This is a genomic window from Clostridium sp. MSJ-8 (assembly GCF_018918325.1).
GTDB lineage: Bacteria > Bacillota > Clostridia > Clostridiales > Clostridiaceae > Clostridium.
Genome location: NZ_JAHLQH010000038.1, coordinates 1 through 22,884, shown reverse-complemented (window position 1 = coordinate 22,884; position 22,884 = coordinate 1). Strand labels below are relative to the sequence as shown.

Genomic DNA, 22,884 nt, shown 5'->3' with positions numbered 1-22,884 from the left:
GAGGAAATCTTATGAAGAAAAAGATTAAATTTTTATCAATTATTATTGCAACTTTGTTTTTAACAGTGAGTTTTATAGGATGCCAGAATAAGGACAATTCAAATAAAAATGCAACATCATCTAATGAAATAAGAGTAGGTTGCATAAAAGCAATTGGAACAGTAACTCCATTTGTAGCAGAACAAGAGAAATTTTTTGAAAAAGCAGGTGTTAAGGTAAAGGTATTAGAATTCGCTGATGGAAGCTCACTTGCAGAAGCTTATGCAGCAGGGGAAGTTGATGTAGCAGTTATGGGAATTGCACCAACTGCAACATGGTATGAAAAAGGTGTAGATCTACAAGTAATAGCTGGAGCTAATGGTGGTGGACATGTATTACTTGTACGTTCAGATTCGGGAATTAATTCAGTTAAGGATCTTAAAGGAAAAGTAATAGCAGAACCTGGAGTTGGAACTGTAACAGACACACTTTTAAGAGATTATATACTAAAAAATTCTCAAATTGATCCAGAAAAAGATGTAACAATTCAATCAGGAATGAAGCCAGCAGATATGGCAACATCTCTTTATGTAACAAAAGAAGTTGATGCAATAATTACATGGGAACCATATGTAACACAAGCACAAGAACAATTTGGTAATGATGTAAAGATACTTTATGATTCAGGTGCAGAAATAAAGAAAGCAACTGGAAGTAGCACATTTTATCCTGTAAATGTTGTTTCAGCAAAGAAAGAGTTTATTGAAAATCATAGTGAAGAATTAAAGAAATTTATAAGTGTTTACAAAGAAACAGTTGATTTTATAAATAATGATGAGTCAGCAGATAAGGTTATTGGAGAAATCTTGCAGTTAGATGAAAATGTAATTAAATCCTCAAAAGCAAGAGTAGATTTCAATTATAACATCGATGAAGAAGGACTAAGTACAACACTTATATGGGCTAAGGATCTTGGTTATCTTGATAGTATACCAGATTCAAAGGAATTCTATAACTATGAATTTCTTAAATAAAAGGTGATTATTATGAAAAAGTGGATTTCAATTATTGAAGGAATTTTATCAATAGCAATTTTAATTTTAATATGGAATATTGCATCATCAACAGGGATATTTGGACATGTTACTGTGAAATCTAGTCAATTATTACTTCCACCTCCTAGTAAAGTACTTAAATCAATATATGAAATGATAGTATCAGGGGATTTGATAAGTAATTTACTAGTAAGTTTAGTAAGAGTTTTAAAAGGATTTGCTATAGCTGTATGTATAGGAATACCTGTAGGAATATTTATGGGCTTAAATAAACATTTTTACAATTTTATTAATCCAATATTTAGGATTATTTCACCTATACCAGGGGTTGCTTGGGTTCCACTTGCAATTTTGTGGTTTGGACTAGGTGATGTAGCAGCAATTTTCATTATAACTGTTGGATCAATATCGCCAATTATAACTAATACTCTTCAGGGAGTACAAGATGTAGACCCAATACTTAATCAAGCATTACAGACAATGGGGGCATCAAAAATACAAATAATTACTAAATGTATCTTACCAAGTATTATTCCTAATATTGTTTCAGCCTTCAGACTAGGTATTGGATTTGCATGGAGAGTTGTGATTGCAGCTGAACTTGTAGGAGTTCCAAATGGTTTGGGCTATATATTAAATGTTGGACGTAGTACAGGTCATACAGAAGTTACAATTGTTACTATATTATGTCTTGGTGCGATGATGATTCTAATGGATAGGGTTTTATTTGTTCCAATAGAGAATATGACTAAAAAGTGGAAAGCAGTAGATTAAAAAATAATGATGTAGGAGGTATAGTATGTGCAATTCAGAAAATTATATTAAAAAACTTGTGGATAAGGCAAGAGTTGCTCAAAGTGAGATTGAGAAATATGATCAGAAGAGAATAGATGAGTTGTGTGAAGTAGTATCTTATGGATGTATTTTAGAAGACTTTAGAAGAAAAGCAGTTCATATTTTAAGTCAAGAATCTCAAATGGGAAATGAAGAAGACAAAGCTCAAAAAATAAAAAATAAATCTATGAGTGTTTATCAAGAAATGAAAGGTGAGCGTTCAGTAGGAATAATAAAAGAAGATAAAGAGAATGGACTTGTAACTTATATTAAACCTATAGGCGTTATAGCTGCTATTATTCCTGTTACAAATGGTGAATCTACACCAATTGTAAAGGCTTTGTGGGCTATTAAAAGTAGGAATGCACTTATTATTTCTCCACACCATAGAGGTGTAAAAACAGCAAAATTTATAGTTGAATATATAAGGAAAATTCTAAAAGCATATAATGCTCCAGAAGATTGGATTCAATATATTGACAATGAGCACATTAACAGAGAAACAACTAGGGAATTGATGAGGCAGAGTGACTTTATAGTTGCAACTGGTGGAAATGGACTTGTAAGAGCAGCATATTCATCAGGAACTCCTGCTATAGGAGTTGGAGGAGGAAATGCTACTGTATATGTAGATGATAGTGCAGATATTGATATTGTTGCAGAAAAATTGAGAATATCTCAAATATTTGATTATTCTTCAAGCTGCTCATCTGAGAGTAATATTCTTTGTCATGAGGAAATTTATAATGATTTTATAGAAGCATGTAAGGAACATGGAGCTTACTTCATATCAAATGATAGTTTAGAAAAAGAAAAATTAAAGAAAACTATATGGCCATCATGGCCTGACAATGATTCTATTAATCGTGATATTTCAGCGAAAAGTCCTTACTTTATAGGCAAGAAAGCGGGGATAGATATTTCAGAAAATACATCATTTATTTTACTTGAAGAATCTGAAGGGTGCGGAAGAGAATATGTTACAACTGGAGAAAAGCTTTGTCCTGTAATAACCTTAATCAAGGTTAAGGGAATAGAGGATGCTATTAGTAAAACAAAGCAGATATTACAGTATCAAGGAAATGGACATAGTTGTGGTATTCATACAAATAGAGAAGAACAGATAAATACACTTGCTGAAAGTATTACGGTTTCAAGAATACTTGTTAATCAATCTCAATCTATGGGTAATGCAGGAGCTTATTTTAATGGAATGCCTAGCACAAATAGTTTGGGATGCGGAACATGGGGTGGAAATAGTAGTTGTGAGAATATAACATGGAAAAATCTCACTAATACAACCACTGTATCAAGAATTATTAAAAGAAATAAACCATTAAAAGAAGAAGAAGTTTATTCAAAGGAACTTCTTGAAAATGGAATAAAGGAGTAGATTTTATGTCAATAAACAAAGTTTTATCTATACAAGAAAAAAGAATTGAACAAGAAATAAAAAATCATAAAAGAGTTTATGTTACACCTAATAGAGCAACAGTTTTACTTGAAAGAGTGAAAGATAGTAAACCAAAGATTGATATAGAAAGAGGATTATATTTTACAGAATCATTTAAGGAAACAGAAGGTGAACCTCTAAATCTTAGGTGGGCGAAGGCATTATATAATTATGCAAAAAAAGCAACAATTTATATTGAGGATGATCAATTATTAGTTGGTAGAGGCGGACAACCAGGACGTTACGGAATATTATATCCTGAATTAGATGGAGATATTTTAGGTGATGCAATAGAAAAACTTCCTAGTCGTATAACTTCACCTTTTGATATATCAGAAGAGGATGCCAAAAGAGTCGTAAATGAAATACAACCATATTGGAAAGGAAAGACTTTTCATGAGGATTTAGTAAAATCATTTCCAGAGGAGACAAAGAATCTTACTTATAATAAAGATGGATCTTCTAAGTTTATAGTTAATGAAACAGCTTCCTTCCGTTCATCAATACAATGGGTTCATGATTATGAAATTGTAATGAAGAAAGGTATTTCAGGTATTAAGAAAGAAGCAGAAGAAAAATTAAGTGAATTAGATGAGTATAGTGCAATAGATACAATGGAAAAGAGACCATTTTTAGAGGCTACAATAATAACAAGTAATGCAATTATTTTATGGGCTAATCGTCATGCTGAGTTGGCAGAAAAGTTAGCTGAAAGAGAAGAAAATGAAGTGCGTAAAAAAGAACTTCTTACAATAGCAAAAAATTCTAGAAGGGTTCCTGAGTTTCCTCCAGAAAATTTCTATGAAGCACTACAATCTCAATGGTTCATTCAAATGTTCTCAAGAATTGAACAGAAAACAGGTACAGTAATATCTAATGGAAGAATGGATCAATATCTATATCCATTTTATAAGAAGGACATAGAAGAAGGTACTATAACTCAAGATGATGCACAAGAATTACTAGAATGCATGTGGGTTTCTATGTCTGAATTTGTGGATCTATATTTATCAGAAACAGGTGGTGCATTTAATGAAGGTTATGCACATTGGGAAGCAGTAACAATTGGTGGAGTGGATACTGAAGGAAGAGATGCAGTAAATGATCTTACTTATTTATTCTTAAAATCTAAGAGAGATTTTCCACTTAATTATCCAGATTTAGCAGCTCGTATTCATACGCTAAGTCCAAATAGATATTTATATGAAGTTGCTGAAACAATAAAAGAGGGAAGTGGATTTCCTAAACTTATTAATGATGATGAAGTAATTCCTCTTTTACTAGCGAAGGGTGCAACTCTTGAAGAAGCTTATGATTATAGCGTTTCAGGATGCTCAGAATGCCGTATGCCTAATCGTGATACTTATACAAGTCCTTGCGCATACATTAATTTTGCATCAGCTCTTGAAATGGTATTATACAATGGAAAAGTTTTAAAATATAAAGATAAGGTTTTAGGTCTTGAAACAGGCGATGTAGAGGAATTTAAGACATTCGATGACTTCTTAAATGCTTATTTAAAACAACAAAAATATTTGTTGAAGCATGCATTTATACAACAACATGAAATTATAAGATTAAGAGCACAACATTTTGCATCTCCATTAGGTTCTATGTTACATCAACTTTGCAGAGATAGCTACACAGATATACATCAACCTAAAATTCCAGGAGGAATTGATTTAGGGTACTTTGAATTTATAGGATATGGTACTGTTATTGATTCCTTAGCAGCTATTAAAAAGAATATTTATGATGATAAAGTTTTAACATTTGCTGAATTAAAACAAGCATTAATTAATAATTTTGAGGAATATGAAGATGTGAGAAAGTTATTAACATTATCGCCAGCATACGGAAATGATGATCCTTATGCTGATGAAATTGGAAAGCGTATTGATAAGGAAGCATTAGATTTTGCAGCAGAATACTCAAAGGAACTTGGAGTACATCTTGATTTAAGACTGGTTCCATTTACATCTCATGTTCCATTTGGAAAAGTAGTAAGTGCAACTCCAAATGGTAGAAAAGCATTTACCCCATTATCTGATGGAAGCAGTGCTTCACAAGGGGCTGATAAGAATGGCCCAGCAGCAGTTTTATTATCAAATTATCATACAAAAAATCAAGGATATAGAGAACGTGCTTCTAGATTATTAAATATAAAATTAAGTCCATCTTGTGTAGAAGGAGAGAGTGGAACTGAAAAACTAGTATATTTCATCAAAACTTGGCATGATTTAAAATTATGGCATATCCAATTTAATGTTATTAATACAGATACATTGAGAAAAGCTCAAAAAAATCCTGATAATTACAGAAATCTTCTTGTAAGAATTGCAGGATATAGTGCATATTTCACAGAACTTTCAAAGGATTTACAAGATGATATAATTGCAAGAACAGAGCAGGAGACTGTCTAATGAATGAATCTAAAGGAATAGTCTTTAATATACAACATTATTCGTTACAGGATGGACCAGGCATAAGGACAACAGTTTTTCTTAAAGGATGTCCATTAAGATGTAGATGGTGTTGTAACCCAGAGTCTCAATCTATGAATCCTGAAAAGTTGGGTGAAAAATTATGTGGAAAGTTAATGACAGTTAAAGAAGTAATTACAGAAGTTCAAAAAGATGAGCCTTTTTATAGATATGGAAGAGGAGGTATGACTATAAGTGGTGGAGAGCCATTAAACCAAGGAGAATTTTTAATTGAACTTTTAAAAGAAGCAAAGCGTAATTACTTGTATACGGCAATTGAAACAAGTGGTTTTGGTGAAGAAGGTATATTAATTGAGGCAGCAAAGTATCTCGATACAATTTATTATGATATTAAGAGCCTAGATAATGACAAACATAAAGAGTGGACAGGAGTTTCTAATGAGAAAATTATTAAGAACTTAAAAAAATTAAAGGAAATATATCCTGAAAAAATTATTCATATTAGAACACCAGTAATTCCTGGATTTAATGATACAGTAGAAGATATTAAAAATATATGTGACTTTTTAAGGGAATTAGAAAATGTAGATTATGAAATTCTTCCATATCATTTTTATGGAAGGAGCAAATACGAATTATTAAATAGAATTTATATAATGGGAGATGCAAAACTTGAAGAAGGTAAGATAAACGAATTGAAGGGAGTGATAGATAACTATGGATTGGGAGTATAATCAACCGGTAGATATTCAATTTGGAAATGGAAGTATAAAAGATATTGATAAAGCTATACAAAAAATAAAAGGCCATAAGGGTATACTTGTTACTAGCCCATTTTTTGTAAAAAATAATGTTTCTGATAAAATAATTAGTTTTTCAGAAAATAAAATTCAGAAAATATATAGTGATATATCACCTAACCCTGATATACATCAAATTGCTGCATGTATAGAATTGGTAGAAGAATATAATGCTGACTTTGTAGTTGCTTTAGGCGGTGGAAGTGTAATAGATGCTGCAAAAGTGGTATCGTTGCTATCATATAAAGATGGTGAAATATCAGAATATTATTCAGGAGATCTAAGGTTGCTATCAGACAGTATTCCGCTTATAGCAATTCCAGCTACATCAGGAACAGGAAGTGAGGTGACACAAGTAGCTGTAATTTCTGATTATGAGAATAATGTAAAAAAGCCTTTATTATCTAAATTATTTTATCCTAAGATAGCTTTAATAGATCCCGAACTTACTTATACTTTATCACCTTATATGACAGCTCAAACTGGTATAGACGCATTATCACATGCAATTGAAGCTTACTGGAGTAAAAATCATAATCCAATAAGTGATGCCCTTGCAGTTCATGCTATAAAGAATATTTTGAAATACTTAGAAGTAGCATATAGAGATTCTGTTAACGTAATAGCAAGAGAAAAGATGTCAGAGGCAGCACTTATAGCAGGACTTGCTTTTAATCTTCCAAAGACTACAGCTATACATGCATGTTCATTTCCGTTAACTAATATTTATCATATTCCACATGGCGAAGCTTGTGGAATAACACTAGATTATTTTATTCGTCATGCAAGTAGTAAAAAAGAAGGATATAGAATACATGAACTTGCTGAAAATATTGGATTAAAAGATGGTTTTGAATTTGCAGATGTAGTTGAGAACCTAAAAAAGAAATTGAACTTAAAATTAGGATTAAAGGAATATAATCTTAGTGAACAACAAATATCTGAGTTGGTAGAGAAAAGCCATCATCCTAATTTAAAAAATTATCCTATAGATGTCAGTGATGATGATCTGCTAGACTTATATAATGAATTGAAAAATAAATAATAAAACTAAACATTAGAAACTGAACTTGATAGTACTTAGCTATTAGGTTCGGTTTTTTTGTTGCATAGTAGTTCATTATTATTACGGGTATATATAGTTATTCCTATCTATGACTAGAGAATCAATATTAACCAAAATTCACATAAGCACATATAATAAAATTGATATAATTCGCTGGAGTTGAAGAAGTTGTGATATACGGTTTAATATTAGCAGGGGGAAAGGGAAGTAGATTATACCCTCTGTCTAGAGCAAAAGAACCGAAGCAATTTTTAAAGATTATAAATGGTAAGAGTTTTTTGGTAAATACATTAAATAGAGTAATGTCTTTAATAGATAAACAAAACCTCTATATTGTAACTAATAAAGATTATGAAGAAAGAGTGTTTGAAGAGATAAAAGACATTAATAAAGAGAATGTTTTTGTAGAACCATCTAATAAGGAAACTGCCACTTGTATAGGTCTATCAGCAGTAAAGCTACTAAAACAAGATAAAGAAGCAGTTATGATTGTTTTGCCCTCTGACCATTATATAGAGGAAGAAAAGAAATATATAGAAGCTTTAAAACAAGCAGTAGAACTTGCAAATAGAAAACGAGGAATAATAACTATAGGAATTGATCCAACTAGAGCAGAAACAGGATATGGATATATTCAGATGGGAGAGAGAACGATAGGAGATATTGCTACTTATAAGGTAGAAAGATTTACTGAGAAACCAAATGAAGAAGTAGCAAAGGAGTTTTTATTAAAAGGTAATTATTTATGGAATTCTGGTATCTTTGTGTTTAGAGCGGATGTAATACTTAGAGAGATGGAGAAATATTTACCTAAAATCTATAAGGCACTTATGGAGATATATGCAGGTATAGGTACTGAAAATGAAGAAGATATTATTAAGAATCAATATAATAAGATAGAAGGAATATCTATAGATTTTGGTATTATGCAGAGAACAAGAAAGGCTTATGTTATAAAAGGTGAGTTTATATGGGACGATATAGGTAGCTTTAAGTCCTTGAGCAGATTTTTGAATAGACAAGATAAAAATAATTTATCCAAGAATGTTTATCTAGAAGGCTGTGAGAATTGTAGTGTATTTGGTAAGGAAAACTTAATAATAGGACTTGGAATAAAAGATATAGTTATTGTAGATGCAGGAGATGTTATTCTTGTTATGGATAAGGATAAAGATCAAGAGATTAAGAATTTATTGAATAATATAAATAGAACTAATGAATATGACGAATACTTGTAAAAGTATCTTTTTATACTAAAATTTTAGACCGGAAAATTTGATTGTAATAAAAAAGTAATAAAAATAACTGGTAAAAATTCATTGAAAAATGTATAATAGTTTTATTAGAAAATATATACTAAGTTTAGTATAAGGCAAGAAGGGTGTGTTCGTATTTGTTAACTAATACACATATGATGATAGCAAGTAACTTCTTAGATATGGCAAATAGTAGTAAGGTATATTTAATAGATAGAAAGAGATTTATATGGGGGAATATTAAGCCAGATTGTGTTCCTAAATATAAATTAATGAAGCATTACTATGATGAGAGTATAGGGATGATTCTAGATAAGATAAAGAGGTTATCTAGTTTATCTATTAGTGATGTTTTTTATAGTTATGGTAAGAATAAGTTTAGTGAAGAGCTAGGAATTATATGTCATTTTTTATGTGATTATTTCTGTGTTCCTCATTGTTATAGATGGGAATTTAAGAGTTATATGAAGAAGCATATATTCTATGAGAAGGCTTTGTCTAAATTTTCCAAGATATATAAGCCAAAGGCATATTGTACATCTAAAGTAACTATAGATAATGTTGAGAGATTTATAGTTAGCACTCAAGCTAGATATAAGAAGAGATTTGGATTTAGAAATGATTTAGATTATTCTTATTATGTATGTAATAGCATTATTAATTTAATTTTAAACGAAGTTGTTAAAAACGAATATTCAGTTACAAAAAGAGCGGTTTAAGCTCTTTTTTTTATGTTTAGGAAAGTATATAATTTTACTTGTTATAGAAATATTAGATGTAGGAAGAGAAATATGAATATAAAAGAAAAATCATTATATGCATTAAAAAAATATTATGGATATGATTATTTTAGAGAAGGACAATTAAATATTATAATAAATATTCTAGAATGTAGAGATACTTTTTGTATTATGCCAACAGGTGCTGGAAAATCTATTTGTTATCAGATACCAGCTATTCTTTTCAGTGGAATAACAATAGTTATTTCACCACTTATATCTCTTATGAAAGATCAAGTAGATAATTTATTAGAAAATGGAGTAGAATCTGCTTATATTAACAGTTCTATTTCTAGTGCAGAGATAGATGAGATATTAAAAGGAGCTAGTATAGGAGAATATAAACTTTTATATATAGCACCTGAGAGACTGGAATCTAAAAGGTTTATTAATTCTTTGAAGGATTTAAATATAGTTCAGGTAACTATAGATGAAGCACATTGTGTATCTGAGTGGGGGCATGACTTTAGAAAAAGTTATAGATATATAAAACCTTTTGTAGATAGTTTGAAGAGAAGACCTGTAGTTTCAGCATTTACAGGAACAGCTACAGAAGAAGTTAAGAGAGACACTATTAAGCTTTTAGGATTAAATAATCCTTATATGTATATAGGAAGTATAGATAGAAGTAATTTATATATAAATGTTTTAAAGGAAGAAGATAAGTTAGATAAAATTCGTAATATAATAGAAAGTCATAAAGGTGATTCAGGTATAATATATTGCTTATCTAGAAATGAAACAGAGCAATTATATGGAGCATTAAGAAACTTGGGGTATAATGTTACTATATATCATGGAGGATTGTCGGAAGAAGATAAGTATAATAATCAAGAAAGCTTTTTATATGATAATTCAGAAATAATTATAGCAACAAGTGCATTTGGAATGGGAATAGATAAATCTAATATAAGATATATTATTCATTGTACTATGCCAAAGAATCTAGAATCATATTATCAAGAAATAGGTAGAGGTGGTAGAGATGGCGATAGATGTGATTGTTATCTTATATATAATAGAGAAGATATACGGAGAGTTGAATATCTTATAAATAAGAGTACAGCATTTAATAGAAGAGAGATAGCATTGAAGAAGTTGCAGAGTATGATAGAATTCTGTGAAGAAGATAAGTGTTACAGAACTAACCTTATAAGATATTTCGATAATAATTATAATAGAAGCTACTGTACTAGTTGTGGCAATTGTTTGAAGAATGATTCTATTAGGGATTATACTAGGGAGAGTCAGATGATATTATCAACAGTTTTTAGAACTAGAGAGAAGTATGGAATCTCTGTATTAGTAGATATATTACGAGGAATTAAGGGACCTAAGATTATTGCTAATAAACTTCAAGATATAACTACTTTTTCCATAATGAGAGAATATAGTTCTACCTTCATAAGAGGACTTATAAAGGAACTTATTAATAGAGGAGATGTTTCACTTAAAGAAGGAACTTATTCTATGTTAAAACTTAATAATGAATCTTATAAGATACTTAAGAGTGAGAAAAAAGTTCTTGCGATTATAGAGAATGAAGATGTTCCTGTAGATAAGGATTTATTCAATAAAATAAAATTATGGAGAAAAGAAGCTTCTATAAGAGAACATATTAAACCATATATTATTATGTCAGATGCAACTATAATAGAGATAGTTAATAAATCTCCTAATTCTATAGAAGAATTATTGCAGATTAGAGGAATAGGAGAAAAGAAAATAAATAAATATGGTAATGAAATAATAAGTATAATAAAACAAAATAATAAGTAGAAAATAACCAAAGAGATATTAACAATAATAATAAATTTTTGTTAATATCTTATTTTTTTAAAAATATTACGTATACATTCATATAGTGTATGAATATATTTTTAATAAAAGGAGGGTGGTTATATGAACTTTAAGGAGTTTATTGAAAGTGATAGAGAAAGTAGAAATAAAGAAAAATTTAGAGGGACATTTTTAGATTACCTACAGATTGTCAAGGATAATCCAGAAATAACTAAACTTGCCCATAAGAGAGTTTATAAAATGATAATGGATAAAGGGGTTGAAGTACTAAGAGCTGAGGAAAATCCAAGAATTAAAAGAATATATGGAAATGAGAATATTCGAAAATATGGATTCTTTAAGAATGATTTCTATGGGATAGATAAAGTTATAATGAAGATAGTTAATTATTTCAATTCAGCAGCTATGAAGGGTGAGGAAGCAAGACAAGTCTTGTATTTAGTTGGTCCAGTAGGTGCAGGAAAATCTTCATTAGTAGAAATACTGAAGAAGTCATTAGAAGAATGTGAACATATTTATGCACTAGATGGTTGTCCTATGAATGAAGAACCTCTTCACTTGCTTCCCAAACACTTAAGAAAGGAATTTGAAGAATTATTAGGTGTTCAGATAGAGGGAGATTTATGTCCTGTTTGTAGATATAGACTTATGAATGAATTTCAAGGAAAATATGAAGATTTTCCTGTAGTGACTAAGTCTTTTTCTATACGCTCTAGAAAGGGTGTTGGAGTTGTTCCACCTGTAGATCCTAATAATCAAGACACTTCAATACTTACAGGTTCTATAGATATATCTAAGATGGATATGTATTCAGAAGATGATCCGAGAATATTCTCGTTAAATGGTGCTTTTAATGTGGGAAATAGAGGAATAGTAGAGTTTATAGAAGTATTCAAGAATGATGTTGAATACCTTCATACAATAATTACAGCAACTCAGGAGAAGTCTGTTCCTTCACCAGGTAAGGGTGCTATGATTTATTTTGATGGAGTTATAATAGCTCATTCTAATGAAGCTGAATGGAATAAATTTAAGTCAGATCATACTAATGAAGCTATTTTAGATAGAATTGTTAAGATAGAAGTGCCTTATTGCCTAGAATTAGATGAAGAAAAGAAAATATATGAGAAGATATTAAAGAAGAGTAATTTTAGTGCTCATATAGCACCACATACAATAGAAGTAGCAGCAATGTTTGCTATTTTGAGTAGATTATCGCCATCTGCGAAAGTAGATCCTATTACTAAATTAAAAATATATAATGGAGAAGAAATTGTTGAAAAAGGAACAACTAAGAGAATAGACATACTAGAACTTAGGGAAGAAGCAGGCAGTAATGAGGGCATGAAAGGAATATCAACAAGATTTATTATTAAGGCAATAGATAATGCGTTATCTAATTCTGAATATAATTGTATAAATCCGTTGAGCATTATGGAAAGTATAATAAAATCAATAAAGGAATTAGATATAGGTGTAGAAGAGAAGAAGAAATATCTTGGATTTGTTCAAGATACAATAAGGAAAGAATATAATAAGATTCTTGAAAAAGAGATTACAAAGGCATTTATACATTCATTTAAAGAACAAGCAGAGAGCTTATTTAATAATTATATTGATAATGCCGAAGCATTTGTAAATAAAACTAAAATTAAAGATGCATCAACTGGTGAAGAATTAAATCCAGATGAAGAATTTATGAGAAATATTGAAGAGAAAATAGGAGTATCAGAAGCTTCATGTAAAGGATTTAGAGCAGATGTCACCTCATATATGTTCTATTTGGTAAGAAATGGTGGTGAGATAGATTATACTTCTTATGAACCATTAAAGGAAGCTATAGAAAAGAAATTACTAGCATCAGTAAAGGATTTATCTAGAATTGTAACTAAAGCTAGAGTTAGAAATAAAGAACAAACAGAGAAATATAATGCTATGGTAGAAGAGATGAAGAGTAAAGGATATTGTATGCATTGCTGTGATGTTATATTGAAATATGCAGCTAATAACTTATGGAAGGATTAGATAACTATGAGTATTTTTAGAGATAATAGTGATAATCCTCTAGAGCATGATAGATCTATTGAAGATAGAAGAAGGCATAGACAATTAGTAGAAAAATCTATAAAAGAAAATCTAGGAGATATCTTATCAGAAGAGAGCATTATAGGTGAGGGGAAGAATAAGAAATATAAGATACCTATTAGAGGAATAAAAGAATATGAATTCATATATGGTAGAAGTTTAAAGGGAGTTGCAACAGGAACAGGTGAAGAAAAAAGAGGAGATAAAATAGGAGAAGGAGGAAGAGCTTCTGGAAAGGGTAATAGTGGAGCTGGTAATTCTCAAGGAGAGGATATATATGAAACTGAAATAACACTAGAGGAATTATTAGATTATATAATAGAAGATTTACATTTACCTAATCTAGACAAGAAGAAATATTCAGAGATATTAGTAGATAGTACAAGCAAAAAGAGAGGATATCAAAAGTATGGTATACGACCTAGACTTGCAAAAAAGAAAACAGTTATGTGTAAGATTGCAAGAAAACAAGGAAAAAAGAGGGCTCTTAGAGAAGCTGAAATAGATGAAGAATTAGAAAGATTCCCATTTAGAGAAGAAGATTTAAGATATTATAAGGTTAAGAATAAGCCTAGGAGAGAAAGTAATGCAGTACTTGTGTTTATAATGGATGTTTCTGGATCTATGGATAACACGAAAAAGTATTTAGCTAGATCCTTTTTCTTTGTAATATCAAAGTTCATAAGAAGAAAATATAATAATATAGCTTTTGAATTTATTTCTCATACTACTGTTGCAAAAAGAGTAGATGAATATGAGTTCTTTCATAAAGCAGAGTCAGGAGGTACTTATATATCTAGTGGGCTTAATTTAGCATTAGATATTATACGTGAAAAGTATCCTCCAGAGATGTGGAATATATATCCGTTATATGCTTCTGATGGAGATAATTGGGCTGAGGATAATGATAGGGCTATGAAGTCAGTTAATGAATTATGTGATATAAGCAGTATGTTTGGATATATAGAATTATTACCATCTACTTATTCAACTACCATGTATTATAGATTTAATAAAGAGATAAAAAGAGACAATTTTATTCCAGTTGTAGTTAAAGAGAAGAAGGATTTGTGGGATGCAATAAAAGATATGCTGTGCCAAGAGATGAGGGAGGAATAAAAGATGGGATATAATCTAAAGGATCTAAAGATGTGGAATGACAAGATAGAAGCGAAGGTTAGAGATGTTGGGTTAGATGTTTATCCTCAAGAATTCGAGATTATAGGTTTTAATGAGATGATAGGATATGAGGCATATGTTGGTATGCCTTCCCGTTATCATCATTGGAGTTTTGGTAAGGCTTATGAGAAAAATAAAACATTATATTCTTATAATTTGACAGGTCTTCCTTATGAAATGGTTATTAATTCTAATCCTTGTTTAGCGTATTTAATGAGAGAAAATACATTACTATTACAGATTTTAACTATGGCACATGTATTTGGACATAATGATTTCTTTAAGAATAATAGGCTCTTTAAAGAAGGAACAAAAGCAGAGCATGTATTGGAAATGTTTAAGACTGATGCAGATATTATAAGAGATTTTATAAATTCTCCTAGTATAGGATATGAAAAAGTGGAGAGAATATTAGATGCAGCTCATTCAATTAAATATAATGTACCTAAGGTTATAGGTAGAAGAGAGAAGACTCAAGAGGAGCTTAAGAATGAACTTATAGATGAATATGATAGGAAGATTAATAATAGATCTATGTTTGATAGTTCAGATATAGAAGAACCAGACTTGAATCAGATTCCATTAGAACCTTATGATGATGTGGTTGGTTTTATCTTAGAGTATGGAAGGTTAGAAGAATGGGAGAAGGATGTAGTCAAGATAGTTAAACGAGAAACTCAATATTTTCTTCCTCAGATAGAAACTAAGATTATGAATGAAGGTTGGGCTAGTTATTGGCATTATACTATACTTAAGGATCTAGATCTTGAAGAAGGACTATATCTTGAATTCTTGAAGAGACATAACGATGTAGTTGCACCTATAATTGGTGGACTTAATCCTTATTATATTGGATTTAAGATATTTGAAGATTTAGATAAGAGATATGGAAGAGATAAGATATTTGAAGTAAGGGCATTAGAGAGAGATTCATCATTTATTAGGAGATATTTAACTAGAGAGCTATGTGAAGAGCTGAATCTATTTCAATATGCTAAGAAAAACTTCGATTATGTTATATCTGAGATATCGGATGAAGATGGCTGGAAGGTTATAAGAGATAATCTTGCCTCTACTTGTGGATTTGGTAGTATACCATATATACGTGTTAAGGATTTGAATAAGAAGAATAACACTTTAACATTAGAGCATGTTTTTGATGGTAGAGAGTTAGAGCTTATATATTGTAAGGAAACACTTAAGTATATGCAGAGTTTATGGGGCAGTAATATTAACTTAATAACTAGAACACGTGATAACAAGGAATTTACTATAGTATGTGATGATAATAAGAGGGTTACTGTAGTTGATGGTAACAGAATTGATTAGTACAGAATAATTTAATTAGGAAGAATAATATTATGATAGGATGAATTTTGTGGGAATCAAAGGCAGTAAGACTGAAAAGAATTTATATAGAACTTTTGCAGGAGAATCTAGAGCTAGGAATATGTATTCATTTTTTGCAGAACAAGCAAGAATAGAAGGATATATGTGGATAGCACAGGTTTTTGATGATATAGCAGATAATGAGAAGGCACATGCAAGAATTGCTTTTAAGAAGTATCTAAGAGAAGTAGATTGTACTATAGATAATCTGCTAGTTGCTAGTAAGGGAGAACTTCAAGAAACAAGTGAAACATATAAGAAGTTTGAGGAAGTAGCTAGAGACGAAGGGTTCGAAGAGATTGCTGATTTTTATAAAGAACTTAGAGAAGTTGAAGAAAGTCATTACAAGAGATTTATGAAGATTCATAAGGAATTAGAAGATTCTAAGTTGCTTAAGTCGTCTAGAGAGAAGAAGTGGCAATGTATGAATTGTGGATATATATATATAGGAACTGAAGTACCTTCTCGTTGTCCACTATGTGGATATCCTAGAGGCTATTTTATGCCTTATGATGAATTAAAGTGTGAAGGGGAATAACAATGATTTATAGATATCCAGATGAGTATATGTATAGAGTAGAATATATATCAGATATAGAAGAGTGTGAGACAAATAATCTTATTTATGCTGAATTAGATGATGAATATGTTTATGACAGAGTAAGATAGTAATAGAGAATTACAGCATCTCAAGATACTACACTGATTTTGAGGTGTTGTAATTATGTTATAAAATTTATATAAGGAAGTAAAGATATGAGTTATGATAAAGTTATACATGGTCATTATAATGATTTAAATAATTTGAGCAATTTGCTTAGAAATTATATAGAGATATATAGATTGCTTATAAGTAGCACAGCAGAATTAAATGGAACATCGATATCTAAGAAAAGTGAACTTAAACATGCAACAGAGCGAATAGATAATATAGGCGATATAATAGATGAGCTTATTAAAGTAATAAAAAAATGCGAAGATTCATATATAAGATATTGCTTTATGAAGAATGATATAATATCACAAACAACAAAAAGGGATGATATAGAATTAGAAGTACATAATGAATTAGAGTATCATAATAATCAAAATAATAATGACTCCTTTGATGAGTAAGGAGTCATTATTAAAACAGGTCGTCTTAAAAGAATATTATACTTTTTTTAGTTTTAATGTACTTACCATTAGGTAAGAATTAAGTATAATGAATAATACTGCAATAATTAAAATTTGAGCTGTATAAATAGATATAAGAGATAATACAGCCATAATGCACCCAGCAATTGTTATAGGTACTCCTGTATATACTCCGTCAAAATCAGCAACATTATATCTAGCTAGTCTAAATGCACCACATATAGGAAATAAAATTAATAATATAATACCGATAATTCCCATTGAATTAAAATCAAAAAGGACATAAGTTAATAATGAAGGTGCAACACCAAAAGAAACTAAATCAGCTAATGAATCAAGTTCCTTTCCTAGATCGCTAGAGACCCCTAGAAATCTAGCAATTCTTCCATCATATCTATCTACTAAACCTGCAATGAGAATAAGTAAACTTGCTGTTAAATAACTTTTATCAAGAATACATAATAATGATAATACACCGCAAGTTAGGTTTATAAAAGTAAAGATATTAGGAATACTACTTTTTCTCATATAATCACTCCTAAATATTTTTGACCACCTTGTTTTATTATATCACAATAATTAGCATAATATTAGTATGAATATTATAAATTAATTACTTTTTATGTTAGTAACTCGACAACAAATTATAGAAATGGTATAATATTTGCTATGCAAATAGGAGTGGAGGTAAGATATGGATAAGGTTAGATTTATATATAATCCTTTTTCAGGTGAAAATGCTATACTTAAGGAATTAGATGTTATTGTTGATATGTATCAACAAAAGGGACTACAGATAGTTCCATATAGAATACAAAAAGGCAAACCATTAGCAGATGCATTAGATATCATTGATGACAGTTATAATCATATTTTAGTAGCTGGTGGTGATGGAACAGTAGATAATGTTGTTAATGCTATGATGGAGAGAAATATAAACTTACCTTTAGCAATTCTTCCAGTAGGTACAGCAAATGATTTTGCTAAATTTATAAAGCTGCCTAAGAGAGTAAGTGAGGCAGTAGAGAAGATTTTATCATCAGAACCTATGCTTGTAGATGTTGGTAAGATTAATCAAAAATATTTTATTAATGTAGCAAGTACAGGATTATTTACTGATATATCACAGAAAACTAATACCAACTTAAAGAATACTATAGGAAAGTTAGCATATTATCTAAAAGGATTAGAAGAACTTCCGAATTTCAGAAAACTAAAAGTTAAATTAACTTCTGAAGAAATGAATTATGAAGGTGAAATGTACCTTATGTTAGTATTCAATGGACAAACGGCAGGTAATCTTAGATTAGCAACAAGGGCAGATATATGTGATGGATATCTTGATGTTATTGTTATAAAAGCTGTACAGTTATATGAAGTGTTACCATTATTCTTTAAGATATTGAAGAATGAGCATTTAGATTCTAATAAGGTTTTATATTTTAAGACTAAGAAGATAACTATTGAGTCAGAAGAAGATATAGTTGTTGATATAGATGGAGAACCTGGTCCAGGATTCCCACTTACTGTTGAATGTGTTCAAGGTGGTATAAAACTTTTAGGTATAAAATAAAAAAACATTTAATAGATATAAGTAATAAATAATAGGAGGCATTTATTATGAAAATGGCTTACTACATATTTTTATTACTTATATTTTTTTTATGTCTAAATATAATTAATAAGAATAGAAAGTATTCACCTAAAAAGATAAAGACATATATGTATATTGCAACTATTATACTTATTTTTAGATATATTTGTTTATTAATATTATGTATTGCTAAAAGTTTTGAATATTTAACTATGATAAAGTGGTTTATTTATAGTAGTTATTTGGCTATTCCGCTTATAACATTAGCATTCATGTATATTTTTTTAAGATTTGATAATAAGGAATTCAAGTATATATATTTTATCGGTGCATTAATTACATTTATATACATCATTAATATAATTTTTGTAGATATAATTGTAAGCTATAATAGTCAATTTGGATATGTTATAGATATAGGTAAGTCATTAATTTTTATTATGGAATATTTTTTAATCATAGGGGCTATGTTATTATATATTATTTATTATATAGATAAGCCTAACTGCAATAAAAAAGGTGTTTTATCAATAATAATATATTTATCAGTATGTATAATAGATAATATTATTTTGATATCAGGTATTCCTTATTTTCCAACAACAATAATAAGTGATTATATTTTTGTTACGTTTATAAATTTTTTTATAAATGTATTTATAAAGAAGTAAATAATGTGTAGTGATTATATTTTTAAACGATAAATATATAATACTAAAATTGAAAATGGTGAAAGGATATGAATAAGAAAGCAGTTATTTCAATTATTATTCCAGTATACAATGCAGAAAAATATATAGGTAATTGTATAGAGAGTTTATTAAATCAAACTTACAAGGATATAGAAATAGTATTAATAGACGATGGATCAAAGGATTCTAGTTTAAAAGTTTGTAAGTCATATTCAGAAATTGATAATAGGGTACATGTGTATAGTAAAGAGAATGAGGGGGCAGCTACAGCAAGAAATGTAGGTATTGAATATGCAACAGGAAAATATATTCAATTTATAGATAGTGATGATTATGTAGATAAGGAGTATTGCCGGAAGTTATTAGATTCTATAGAGGATGGAAAGTATCAACTTGGAATATGTAGTTATTATTCAATAAAGTATGATGGAATTAGAGGATGTACTATAAAGCATAATAAGAAATATAGTTTTTTTAAATATTTATTAGAATTAATGGCAAGTCCTATGACTTATTATCATGGCGTTTTGTGGAATAAGATATATATTAAACAAATTATAGATGATAATAATATTAAATTTAGGAGAAGTATTAGTTTAGGAGAAGATTTTGTTTTTAATCTAGAATATTTAAAATATGTAAAGAAAGTACGGGCTATAGATGAATACTTATATTATTACGTATGTTATCTTCCAGAATCATTATCTAAAAAAGAGAAAAGTATATTTGACAGAGTAGTAGATAGAGCTGTTCTTTTTGATTATTATAAAAGTTTTTTTGAATATAAGGGCTTATACCGTGTACTGAAAGATTTGGTAAATGCATATATAATATCTTTTTATGTGTCAGAAATTAATAGAACTAATAATTTAGATATAGGAATGACAGATATAGAGATGGAATTATACAAGGACTATATATATGAAAGATGTATCAAACAATACAATGTATCTAAAGGAGCCTTCGCTCTATTTAGAATAAGAAGATGGATAAGAGGATACATGTATGTATTTGTTAATAATGGAGTTTTAACAAGTATATATGAAAAAATTTATTCCAAAATAAAGAATATACATAATAGAATTGTTACTAATAAAAGAATATTATTATACTGCAATTCTAGAGAAGATGAAATTCATATAATTGATTATTACAATTGTATAGGCAAGGAACAAGAGATAGATTGCTATATTTATTATAATCCAAAACTTAAAGTAAGTAAGAATATGAAAGAATTCTGCTATAAAAATAATATAAGTATATTACATAAGGTAGCTTTTAGACCTTTTGATCTTATGGTATGTGTAGATAAGTATATGCCAAGTAAGCTTAATAATAGAATGTTACCAGTTATGTATATAGGGCATGGTAATCATGAGATAAATGATAAAAATGGATATAAGTCTTATCCATACAAATACTATTTAAATAAAAGTAAGGATAGCAATTGTATTTTTTCATATATTCTAGAACCTAATAAGGTATATGCTAAGGCAATAAATAATAGATTTGAAGAGTTTTTTGGTGTTACTAAGTATGTTGGATATAAGTGGAGTAAGAAGATACATGATATAAAAAATAGAATAAGAACTCAAGAAAAAACAATATTGATATTAGCTACAGGATATAAGGATGGATTACTTAATGTTGCATTAAGTATATTTGAAGAAGTAAAGAGGTTAATTCAAAAAGGTTATAAAGCAGCTATATACATTAATAATTATGAATGCGACGAAGATAAAACTTTAATTAAAGAATATTATCATAGAGCAACTGACATTGGTATAACTGTTATTCAAGATATAGAAGAATATTTTGAGAAGTTAGCACAAGCAGAAGTAATTATATGTGATTACACTTCTTTAGTAGATGATGCATTGTTAATGCAAAAGCCTATTATATTAACTGAATACAATGAAGATAAAAATATATGGGATTTTTCTATAAATATTGAACTAAATAAAATTGCTATTAAATATAATACTGATATTGATTTAGATGTGCTTATAGAAGAAGCAAAAAATAAAGATTTACAAGAGATTTATTCTAAGCTTAATGAAGAAATAAGCATTAATTATGATGAATATAAGGAAAATGTATTAACCATAACTAACAAAATTTTAAAGTTTAAGAATATTAAGAATAGTAAGCTATATAAAAGGCAGGTGAAGTATATGGAAGTATTTCAAATTAGAAATAGAGAAATGATATTAGATATATTAAAACAATTTGATGATTTTTTTACACCTAAGTTATCAAGTATTGTGGGCGATATAGAAGCTTATGCAGATAAGCTTGCTGCAAAATCTTATTTTTTTGTAGTTAAAAAGAAAGAAGAAGTAGTAGGAATTATGGTGGCATATGAAGGCGACGTTAATGATGTAGAAAATAAGGAAGCATATATTTCTTTATTAGGAATAAAGGATAAGTATCAAAAGACATTGGCAAATGGAATAATTATAGGAAAATTATGGTTCTTCCGCATTTATCCGTTAGGATGCAATATTAATTTTGCTGCTAGAAGTTTTTGACTACATCTTCCATACATAGTCCTTTTTATCATTTTTAATTTGCTATTAGTTCCTTCAACAAATCCATTGCTTAAATCATTAGAAACTGCATTCTCAATTGCTTCAATATCCTTTAATAATCCATTTGTAAATGAAGCTATTTCTGATATATCCGAATTTCTATATTTATCTATAAATATGTACAATAATGCTAAATTTTTGGTTTTGAATATTTCTCGAAATTCAATAATGCACTTTTTTAATGTGAATATTTGAGGATAATTATTATATATATAATCATTTTCTGTTTCTGACAACTCTACATCCATCCATAAATGTTTAAAAATATAGCTTCTTTTTAAATAGATATATTCATTATCAATAGCACCACTAGATGTTTTTATGCTGTTAATAACAGGAGAATACTTATTTATATTTAAATTATTATTTTTAACTACTTTACGAATCATATGCCTTGCATTACTTTTTGATAGCTTATATCCTTCTGCTATTAAGATATCAACAATTTGCTTTTCGATGTATCCATCTTTTACCAAACTAATCACTTTATTTTCATAAGGATTATATCTATACCTTATATGTTTATATAAATCTTTTGGATTTCCTATAATATATTTTTTAATAGTACGACTATCTTTACCTAACAACCTTGCTATTTCACTTATTGAGTAACCACATTTTGCCATTTCCTGAATCTTATATATTAATTTTAAACGTGATTGTTCAGCTTCGGTAAAGTTATCCACAGTTTTTAGGATTTTTTTTATTATTTTTATCATCTTTTGAGTCAAGAGAAGTCTGTGAGTTATTT

At 29.0% G+C, this 22,884-nt stretch carries 20 protein-coding genes; 18 read left to right on the top strand and 2 right to left on the bottom strand.

Annotation, left to right across the window (positions count from 1 at the left end):
- Window positions 1-11 precede the first annotated feature (11 nt).
- From KQI77_RS08120 to KQI77_RS08055, 15 genes are all read left to right on the top strand, one after another.
- Window positions 12-1,013 (top strand): ABC transporter substrate-binding protein, encoded by a 1,002-nt coding sequence (locus KQI77_RS08120; protein ID WP_216389949.1) that lies wholly within the window; start codon window positions 12-14, stop codon window positions 1,011-1,013.
- Window positions 1,014-1,025: 12 nt separating this feature from the next.
- Window positions 1,026-1,808: an ABC transporter permease gene (locus KQI77_RS08115; RefSeq protein ID WP_216389948.1), complete on the top strand. Its 783-nt coding sequence runs from the start codon at window positions 1,026-1,028 to the stop codon at window positions 1,806-1,808.
- Window positions 1,809-1,833: 25 nt separating this feature from the next.
- Entirely contained in the window at window positions 1,834-3,261 is a 1,428-nt protein-coding gene (locus tag KQI77_RS08110; RefSeq protein ID WP_216389947.1) for an aldehyde dehydrogenase family protein, read from the top strand.
- A gap of 5 nt (window positions 3,262-3,266) precedes the next feature.
- Window positions 3,267-5,744, top strand: coding sequence for a glycyl radical protein (locus KQI77_RS08105; protein ID WP_216389946.1), 2,478 nt, complete (start codon window positions 3,267-3,269; stop codon window positions 5,742-5,744).
- Complete coding sequence (locus KQI77_RS08100; RefSeq protein WP_216389945.1) at window positions 5,744-6,499, top strand: glycyl-radical enzyme activating protein; 756 nt, start codon at window positions 5,744-5,746, stop codon at window positions 6,497-6,499. Before KQI77_RS08105 ends, KQI77_RS08100 begins: the two co-directional genes overlap by 1 nt.
- Window positions 6,483-7,610 carry an iron-containing alcohol dehydrogenase family protein gene (locus KQI77_RS08095; RefSeq protein ID WP_216389944.1) on the top strand — a complete coding sequence of 376 codons (1,128 nt, stop codon included), beginning with the start codon at window positions 6,483-6,485 and terminating at the stop codon, window positions 7,608-7,610. The genes KQI77_RS08100 and KQI77_RS08095 overlap by 17 nt, the downstream gene beginning before the upstream one ends.
- A gap of 191 nt (window positions 7,611-7,801) precedes the next feature.
- Window positions 7,802-8,869, top strand: coding sequence for a mannose-1-phosphate guanylyltransferase (locus tag KQI77_RS08090; RefSeq protein WP_216389943.1), 1,068 nt, complete (start codon window positions 7,802-7,804; stop codon window positions 8,867-8,869).
- 155 nt (window positions 8,870-9,024) lie between these two features.
- Entirely contained in the window at window positions 9,025-9,606 is a 582-nt protein-coding gene (locus tag KQI77_RS08085) for a zinc dependent phospholipase C family protein (protein WP_253289395.1), read from the top strand.
- 72 nt (window positions 9,607-9,678) lie between these two features.
- Window positions 9,679-11,445 carry a DNA helicase RecQ gene (recQ, locus tag KQI77_RS08080; RefSeq protein ID WP_216389942.1) on the top strand — a complete coding sequence of 589 codons (1,767 nt, stop codon included), beginning with the start codon at window positions 9,679-9,681 and terminating at the stop codon, window positions 11,443-11,445.
- 123 nt (window positions 11,446-11,568) lie between these two features.
- Window positions 11,569-13,491 carry a PrkA family serine protein kinase gene (locus tag KQI77_RS08075; RefSeq protein WP_216389941.1) on the top strand — a complete coding sequence of 641 codons (1,923 nt, stop codon included), beginning with the start codon at window positions 11,569-11,571 and terminating at the stop codon, window positions 13,489-13,491.
- 6 nt (window positions 13,492-13,497) lie between these two features.
- The gene (gene yhbH / locus KQI77_RS08070; RefSeq protein WP_216389940.1) at window positions 13,498-14,670 is read left to right on the top strand and encodes a sporulation protein YhbH; all 1,173 of its coding nucleotides are present in this window, start codon (window positions 13,498-13,500) and stop codon (window positions 14,668-14,670) included.
- A gap of 3 nt (window positions 14,671-14,673) precedes the next feature.
- The gene (locus tag KQI77_RS08065) at window positions 14,674-16,059 is read left to right on the top strand and encodes a SpoVR family protein (RefSeq protein WP_216389939.1); all 1,386 of its coding nucleotides are present in this window, start codon (window positions 14,674-14,676) and stop codon (window positions 16,057-16,059) included.
- A gap of 49 nt (window positions 16,060-16,108) precedes the next feature.
- Entirely contained in the window at window positions 16,109-16,657 is a 549-nt protein-coding gene (locus tag KQI77_RS08060; RefSeq protein ID WP_216389938.1) for a rubrerythrin family protein, read from the top strand.
- A 2-nt stretch (window positions 16,658-16,659) separates the two neighbouring features.
- On the top strand, window positions 16,660-16,788 hold the full coding sequence (locus tag KQI77_RS13205; protein WP_301281681.1) for a hypothetical protein: 129 nt from the start codon (window positions 16,660-16,662) through the stop codon (window positions 16,786-16,788).
- An 87-nt stretch (window positions 16,789-16,875) separates the two neighbouring features.
- A complete protein-coding gene (locus KQI77_RS08055) occupies window positions 16,876-17,235 on the top strand; it encodes a hypothetical protein (protein WP_216389937.1) in 360 nt (119 codons plus the stop codon).
- Between the two features lie 36 nt (window positions 17,236-17,271).
- On the opposite strand, the gene pssA is transcribed toward KQI77_RS08055, so the two are convergent.
- The gene (gene pssA, locus KQI77_RS08050) at window positions 17,272-17,784 is read right to left on the bottom strand and encodes a CDP-diacylglycerol--serine O-phosphatidyltransferase (RefSeq protein ID WP_216389936.1); all 513 of its coding nucleotides are present in this window, start codon (window positions 17,782-17,784) and stop codon (window positions 17,272-17,274) included.
- Between the two features lie 166 nt (window positions 17,785-17,950).
- On the opposite strand from pssA, the gene KQI77_RS08045 reads away from it, so the two are divergent.
- The 3 genes from KQI77_RS08045 (at window position 17,951) to KQI77_RS08035 (ending at window position 22,073) form a co-directional block, all read left to right on the top strand.
- Window positions 17,951-18,829: a YegS/Rv2252/BmrU family lipid kinase gene (locus KQI77_RS08045; protein WP_216389935.1), complete on the top strand. Its 879-nt coding sequence runs from the start codon at window positions 17,951-17,953 to the stop codon at window positions 18,827-18,829.
- Window positions 18,830-18,876: 47 nt separating this feature from the next.
- On the top strand, window positions 18,877-19,521 hold the full coding sequence (locus tag KQI77_RS08040) for a hypothetical protein (RefSeq protein ID WP_216389934.1): 645 nt from the start codon (window positions 18,877-18,879) through the stop codon (window positions 19,519-19,521).
- Window positions 19,522-19,589: 68 nt separating this feature from the next.
- Complete coding sequence (locus KQI77_RS08035; protein ID WP_216389933.1) at window positions 19,590-22,073, top strand: glycosyltransferase family 2 protein; 2,484 nt, start codon at window positions 19,590-19,592, stop codon at window positions 22,071-22,073.
- On the opposite strand, the gene KQI77_RS08030 is transcribed toward KQI77_RS08035, so the two are convergent.
- Window positions 22,028-22,884, bottom strand: an 857-nt coding sequence (locus KQI77_RS08030; RefSeq protein ID WP_216389932.1) for a transposase, incomplete at its 5' end; no start/stop codon positions are given. The genes KQI77_RS08035 and KQI77_RS08030 overlap by 46 nt on opposite strands.